Here is a 1,535-nt window from a genome sequence, read left to right as displayed (position 1 = left end):
TCTGGAGAAGGAGCTCCTGCCACAGGGTGAGGTGTACTACGGCGACCAACTAACCTTCGGGCTGAAGGATGGCGAGTTGCGCTACATCGAGAGTCTGCCGCAGGCGGAGGAGGGATAGCCTCATGAAGCAACGGCCCTCCTTCCGCACAATCCTGCTGGTTGCCGTCGCCTCCCTAATGCTGGTGGCTGGGATGCCTTGGCGGCAACAGGCCGCGGCGACCGACAACCTCGACGACAGCCTGCTCTTGCTGGCGGCGAGCAAGGCGCGCCAGGCTGCGCTGCAGTCGAGCATTAAGAGCCCGAATGAGCTCAGGGTCCTGGCCGCCGCCTATCGCGCCGGGGCAGAGAAGTTGCGCAGCTCCAGCCCAACCCTGTACCAATCGAGGTACGTCAAGGCCAACGAGTACGACGAACGGGCGAATGTCCTGGCAAGGCGTCGGGCCCGCGGAGGGCCGCTGCATCAATTCGGAAACTTATTGGGCCGCGTGGTCGGCCGTACGATGAACCTTGTGGGCCACGCGGCCGAGATCTACGTCGGGGGCGAGATCGACAAAGCCATCGACAAAGTCGCCAATGCGCCCGCTCGAGCGGTTCAGCGACGGCTGAATCCCTTGTGGAAGATCCTGGGCAGCAAGCTCGGGGGCGGGCTGACCAGTTTCCTCCGCGAGCCGATCGATCGTGCCATTCAGCGCAACCTCGATCGTATCCTGAACGGTCGGCCGCACCGATCGCGCCCGCGTACGGCTGTGCCGACTGCAACGACAAGTCCCGGCACGCCAGTTCCCTCTCCTGTCGCAGCTTCCGAAGGCCCAGCCGACTCGGAGGTATCTCCAGTTGGCACACGCCCATTCAACGAGAGCGACTGCGCCTGCCTCGGATTGCCTCTGGCTTCGGTGGAGTCCAGGGACGACCAGTTGATCTGCAACTTCGAGTGGGAGGTGACGTCCGGTGGCAGCGAGGAAACGAACCAGGTTCAGGTGGTGATCGAGCCCTGGCTCAGCGAAGCCGATGCGCGTCGCCAGTTCAAGGCGGAGGCCGACCGCCAGGGCGGCTCAGGGGGAGAGGTCACGCTGGAGGGCGAGGGAGCGCTGTACGCCATCGAGGCGCAAGGCACGGGCGGCTTCTTCTACGGTGAGTCGAGGGCGATCTTCCCCCAGGGCTTCTACCTGAGCACCCATCTGCGCGGCATCTACTCGAGCGCCGGGGAGGCAGCGTCGATCCTGCACTCGGCGCAAGCGTGCATGCAGGCGGCGTTGGAGCGCTAATCTGGCTGGGGGTCGAGGGGCCTTCACTCGGCCTCATCGTGCGTTGACGCAGGTCAAGCGGCGCTTGCTCTTGCGTGGCTCAGCGCACCGCGCAGGAGCCCGGATGGTCACTTGCCTGGCCCGGCGAAAGGATGGGCGGCCTGCTCCCCCAGTTTCCCGTAGGCCTCGGCGTGAAGCGAGGTAGGCACCCTCGCTACGAGGCCCGTCAGGTAGGCCTCACCCCCCACCTCCGACAGCTTCCCCTGCCGCCCCAGTTCCTCCGAGACCGTC

General features: G+C 65.6%; 1 protein-coding gene. It reads left to right on the top strand.

The features are described from left to right. The first annotated feature begins 122 nt into the window (after positions 1 to 122). A complete protein-coding gene (locus MUO23_14950; protein MCJ7514249.1) occupies positions 123 to 1,265 on the top strand; it encodes a hypothetical protein in 1,143 nt (380 codons plus the stop codon). Positions 1,266 to 1,535: the final 270 nt, after the last annotated feature.

Source organism: Anaerolineales bacterium (genome assembly GCA_022866145.1).
Taxonomy (GTDB): Bacteria; Chloroflexota; Anaerolineae; order Anaerolineales; family E44-bin32; genus PFL42.
Note: the sequence above shows the minus strand (reverse complement) of the source record. Positions and strands in the feature narration are given on the sequence as shown.

Bases quoted from the DNA above. Each gene is read 5' to 3' on its own strand.
- MUO23_14950 (MCJ7514249.1), top strand. From the start codon at position 123: ATGAAGCAACGGCCCTCCTTCCGCACAATCCTGCTGGTTGCCGTCGCC.